The following is a 5,364-nucleotide window of genomic DNA, read 5'->3' as shown; positions in this document are numbered from 1 at the left end:
GAGCTCAATAGCGAAGCAAAGAAAGTTTTTATTGATAATTTATTATCGAAAATGACGATTCAAGAAAAAGCAGGCCAATTACGTTTGATTAGTGTTGGGGGCGATTTAACTTTAGATAAAGTGCTTGATAACATTGAAGTGGGTGAAGTTGGTGGTATTTTTAATACCATTGTCGAGCCAGATCTGTCGCAAATGCAAGAACGAGCTTTAAAATCTCCGAATAAAATCCCGCTATTTTTTGGGTTTGATGTCATTCATGGGCACCGAACCATATTCCCTATTAATTTAGGTATTGCATCAAGTTGGGATCGTAGTGTAATGGCTAAAGTGGCAGAAATATCTGCTGAAGAAGCCACAGCCGATGGATTGAACATCATTTGGGCTCCAATGGTCGATATTACTCGCGATCCAAGATGGGGGCGTGTGTCAGAAGGTTTTGGCGAAGATCCTTATTTAACATCCGAAGCGGGACGTATTTTTGTTGAGAGAATGCAAAAACAGTCGCTTGCTGATAAAAAATCGCTTGCAACGGCTGTAAAACATTTTGCGCTTTATGGTGCAGTTGAAGGCGGGCGTGAATATAACAGTACAGATATGAGTGAACGAAAAATGTTCCAAGAATATCTTGTCCCTTATAAAGCAGCAATTGATGCTGGTAGCCGTGCAGTCATGGTTTCTCTGGTCAGTGTTAATGGTATTCCTGCAACAGCTAACCATTGGTTATTGACCGAAGTGTTGCGCAATCAATGGCATTTTGATGGTGTTGTGGTTAGTGATCATGGCGCTATTCGGGAGCTAATTAACCATGGTGTGGCTAGCGATGCGAAAGATGCGGTTCGCGTTGCGATTAAAGCTGGCATTGATATGAGTATGAATGATGAATATTTCTTACAATTTTTGCCTGAATTAGTGAAAGAAGGGGCTATTACCGAAGATCAATTAAATCAAGCTTGCCGCCGAGTTCTTGAGCTTAAATATGATATGGGGCTATTTAGTGATCCTAATCGCTATTTAGATCCAAAATTAGATATCGAGACAATGTTTTCAAATAACCGCCTACATCGTGAAGAAGCGCGAGATGTGGCTCGTCGTAGCATTGTGCTATTAAAAAATGAGAATAAGATCTTACCGCTAGCCAGAAATAAGAAAATTGCGGTAATAGGTCCATTGGCTAATTCAAAACGAGATATTTTAGGTAGTTGGTCGGGTGCTGGGCGTACTAATTTGGCGGTAACACCATTAGAAGGCATCAAAAACACAGTTAAGAACCCAAAATCAGTTAGCTACGCATTTGGTGCTAATCTTTCTGATGATGTAAATTTATATCGTTTTTTAAATTTATATGGAGAAAACACCAAATTTGATGATAGGCCAGCGGATAAAATCATTGCCGAAGCAGTTAATATAGCGAAGAAATCTGATGTTGTTATTGCCTTTGTTGGCGAAGCCGAAGGCATGGCTCATGAATCATCAAGTCGAACAGATCTATCTTTACAAGCAAGCCAAAAACGATTGCTCAAAGCATTAAAAGAAACTGGAAAACCATTGGTTATTGTATTAATGAATGGTCGCCCATTAACATTAACTGAAGAATATGCTCAAGCTGATGCAATGCTTGAAACTTGGTTTTTAGGAACTGAGGGGGGTAATGCTATTGCTGATGTATTATTTGGTCAGTATAACCCTTCTGGTAAGCTGCCGATGTCTTTTCCTAATAATGTAGGGCAGATACCTGTTTATTACAGCCATTTAAATACTGGCCGTCCACGTGGAACCGAAAATATGGGGAAATATACAACTTCGTATTTTGATAGCCCAAACGAGCCATTATTTCCATTTGGTTTTGGTTTAAGTTATACCGACTTTGCGATGGATTTTTCTTTATCTAGCCCTGAAATCGACAAAGAGGGTGAAATTGTTGTTACAGTCAATGTTGAAAATATTGGCGATAAGGAAGGTATGCAAACAGTTCAACTCTACTTGCAAGATGTTACAGCCTCAGTTAGTCGCCCTGTTAAAGAGTTGATGGGTTTTGAAAATATCACCTTAAAACCACATGAAAAAGGTAAAGTAAAATTTACTATTAAATATGACATGTTAAAATTCTGGAATGACAAAATGCAATACGTTGCAGAGCCGGGTAAATTTAATGTGTTTATTGGTAGTGACTCTACAACACAAAATAAGCAAACTTTCACTTTGCTTGATAAATAAATTTTTAATTTTTCGTCGACATCTGTCGACGTTTTTATTTCTGTGGTCAGTATTGTGTTTGAATTCGATCTTATCCTACGCTTCTTCAACAAATTGTGTTTTTGGTGATTGCTTATTAACTCAGTAAAACACCAATTATTCCCCCTCTTATGCAAATGGCTGTTCATTTGTCTCATAAATTAGTCTGTTACTGCATTTTTTCGTTGTTTGGTATTATGAGTAGCTATTTTGGCTTACATATTTAGGAGAAATTACCGCTGAGGTTTGTATACCGTCTACAATTTTGATTGGATTGATTAGCGGATTATTGCATTATTTCTGATGAAAAAGGACAAGCTGATTTTATCAATAATCCTAACCTAATATCAGGGTAACTACCATTCTAGCTATCTGGTTGTTAATTTGTACCACTTGGGCACTAGTATTGAGACTATTCAATTCGGATCCTCAACTAGAAAGATTCTTTTATTTAGCGGAGGAATATAATTGCCGTATTGTAGAAGATAGAAGTTTGACAGCACAACAAAACGATAATATGCATCATATATTAATCATTTTCGTTGTGTACGATATTATCTTCTTTGGTGTTAAAACCGTGCTGAAAGTACGCAATAATAAGCAAAGGACTGCTAAAGAAATCGCTTATGTACCAATTCCAAAAGGTGGCATTAAAATGTCAATGTCACACTAAGTATTGGTAGGATGCTATTCATGATAGCATCCTAGTTTAACCGCCCTCAAAATAGGACAGCAAAAAATAGAAAATCCTTTATGATAAAACCAAAAATCCCATAAACCTTTTTTAGAATATCTTTTTGTAAAAGATATTCATTAGTTGATACTGTTTTAAATTTGCAAATAATTTATTACATAAAATTCAAATTACACCTAGCGTAAATAAGGAGAGTAACTGTAGAATGGTTAACTACAAGGAGAATTACTATGCAAAATGATATTACTTTTTACCAACGCTTTAAGTCTGATATTTTGGCTGGTTTAAAAATTATTACTATTCGCGATAGGAGTGAATCACACTTTAAAGTTGGTGATGAGCTACGTGTTGGTACTTTTGAAACTAATGAATACTTTTGTACCATAAAAATAGTGAGTGTTACACCAATCACTATTGAACAATTAACTGAAGAACATGCAAAACAAGAGAATATGACATTGAGTGATTTAAAAAAGGTGATTTTAGATATTTACCCAGATGAAAGACATTTTTTTGTAATTCGTTTTTCTCTTTTATGATCATAAAAAAATACGCGTTTGAACGCGTATTTTTATTTTTGATAAAAACAATCTAATGTCATGATCTATTTAAGGGTTGCACATATAAAGTTAAACCATCAACAGAAATAACCTCAACATACTGGCCCGCGTTAAGATCTTGATTACACTTGGCTGGCCAAGTCCCATCTTTGATTTTTACTCTTCCCGAACCATTAATAATAGGGACAGTGACAATAGTTTTTATACCAATTAAATCTTGTTGAGGCTGATTGATTTCACTTTTGCTGGATTTATCTTGTCCATTTCTTCGAAGCCAAAACCACCAAAGATAAGCAGATATAACCGTCAGAATTGCAAATAAGATCCATAAAGTTGACCAAGAAAGTGGTAATGCCCAAGCCATTAAACCAACAATTATGGCTGCACACCCAGCCCAAAGCCCATACCCACTTGTGCCAATTAATTCAGCAATCAGTAAAATACCGCCTAAAGCGATAAACACCCAATGAGGTGAATTATAGAAAACCATAAAAAAATCAGTCATTACGCTACCTTCAAAATCGATTAAGTTAAAAAACTCAAACATATAATCCATGGCTTTTATCAAAAAGTTTTAGGAAATATTGTGTTTAAGTATAAAGTTCGATTTCTATTTCGTATTTTTAAGCAATTCAGCAATACCACCAATACTGCCCATTAAACTTGACGCATCAAGAGGCACCATAATAACTTTACTGTTATCAGCTGAACCAATTTGTTGTAGCGCTTCAGTATATTTTTGTGCAACAAAGTAGTTAATGGCATTTATATTACCTGCTGCAATGGCATCTGATACCATTTGAGTTGCTCTAGCTTCAGCTTCGGCAGCACGTTCACGCGCTTCGGCTTGTAAAAAGGCTGATTGTTTTTCACCTTCAGCTTTTAAAATTTCAGATTGTTTTTCACCTTCTGAGCGTAAAATCGCTGCTTGACGAATACCTTCCGCTTCAAGAATTTCCGCACGTTTATTACGTTCAGCCTTCATTTGTGCGTTCATTGCCGCAATGAGTTCTGCCGGTGGGCGAACATCTCGAATTTCGATACGTGTGATTTTTATTCCCCAAGGACTTGTTGCATCATCAACAATATTTAGTAACTTAGAATTAATGTGATCACGTTGGGATAACATTTCATCTAATTCCATACTACCTAAAACGGTACGAATATTGGTCATCATTAAATTAATCACAGCACGTTCTAATTGATTAACTTGATATGCTGCCCTTGCTGCTTCTTGCACTTGAATAAAACACACAGCATCAATTTGTACATTGGCGTTATCTTTCGATATCACTTCTTGTGATGGAATATCAAGAACTTGTTCCATCATATTAATTTTACGACCAACACCATCCATAAAAGGGATAATGATGTTTAAACCTGGTTCAAGTGTATGTGTATATTTACCAAAACGCTCAATAGTATATTGATAACCTTGAGGAACAATAGTAATGCCTTTCAAAACGGTGATTAAAGCAAGTAAAACAATAATACAGATGGCGATATAAAATACTGGCATAGTTTAATTTCCTTATATTTATAATTAAATATGACTAGTTATTCTAAGCATTATTTTATTATTTGACTAGTTATAATTGATTTTTATAATGAAATTTATGATTGTTCGAATTTGTTAATACCTATAATTCATGCGTTGATAAGTTACAAAATGTTAAATCTCAAAATTTACCATGGAATAAGCAAAGTAATTTAGAACAAGAAATTAAAGAAGGCTATCCTTGAGTCAAGTGTGAGACGCTTATGTTAAAAGAGATATGGGATATTATCGTTTTGATCAAAAAATTGAAGAATAATTGAATCTTTATTTTTATCGCGTTTATTAATTATGAAGTGATAAGTTTTTATATGTTATTATTT

The 5,364-nt window shown here is 35.1% G+C and carries 5 protein-coding genes and 1 pseudogene; 4 read left to right on the top strand and 2 right to left on the bottom strand.

What is annotated here, in order from left to right:
- From bglX to yqfB, 4 genes and pseudogenes are all read left to right on the top strand, one after another.
- Window positions 1-2,214: beta-glucosidase BglX (gene bglX, locus A9G30_RS03685; protein ID WP_065588100.1), on the top strand; the 2,214-nt coding region annotated here is incomplete at its 5' end.
- A gap of 62 nt (window positions 2,215-2,276) precedes the next feature.
- A pseudogene (locus A9G30_RS13565) lies at window positions 2,277-2,456 on the top strand (hypothetical protein); the annotation flags it as partial.
- 182 nt (window positions 2,457-2,638) lie between these two features.
- Entirely contained in the window at window positions 2,639-2,905 is a 267-nt protein-coding gene (locus A9G30_RS03680; protein WP_141671976.1) for a hypothetical protein, read from the top strand.
- 251 nt (window positions 2,906-3,156) lie between these two features.
- A complete protein-coding gene (yqfB, locus tag A9G30_RS03675; RefSeq protein WP_065588098.1) occupies window positions 3,157-3,465 on the top strand; it encodes a N(4)-acetylcytidine aminohydrolase in 309 nt (102 codons plus the stop codon).
- A gap of 58 nt (window positions 3,466-3,523) precedes the next feature.
- Here the strand turns inward: yqfB and A9G30_RS03670 are convergent, their stop codons facing one another.
- Both A9G30_RS03670 and A9G30_RS03665 read right to left on the bottom strand, forming a co-directional pair.
- Window positions 3,524-3,991: an NfeD family protein gene (locus tag A9G30_RS03670; protein WP_218057710.1), complete on the bottom strand. Its 468-nt coding sequence runs from the start codon at window positions 3,989-3,991 to the stop codon at window positions 3,524-3,526.
- A 105-nt stretch (window positions 3,992-4,096) separates the two neighbouring features.
- The gene (locus A9G30_RS03665; protein ID WP_065588097.1) at window positions 4,097-5,005 is read right to left on the bottom strand and encodes an SPFH domain-containing protein; all 909 of its coding nucleotides are present in this window, start codon (window positions 5,003-5,005) and stop codon (window positions 4,097-4,099) included.
- Window positions 5,006-5,364: the final 359 nt, after the last annotated feature.

Origin of the sequence: Gilliamella sp. Fer4-1 (assembly GCF_001690515.1) — a bacterium.
Lineage (GTDB): Bacteria > Pseudomonadota > Gammaproteobacteria > Enterobacterales > Orbaceae > Gilliamella > Gilliamella apicola_C.
This window is presented reverse-complemented; position numbering and strand designations above follow the sequence as displayed.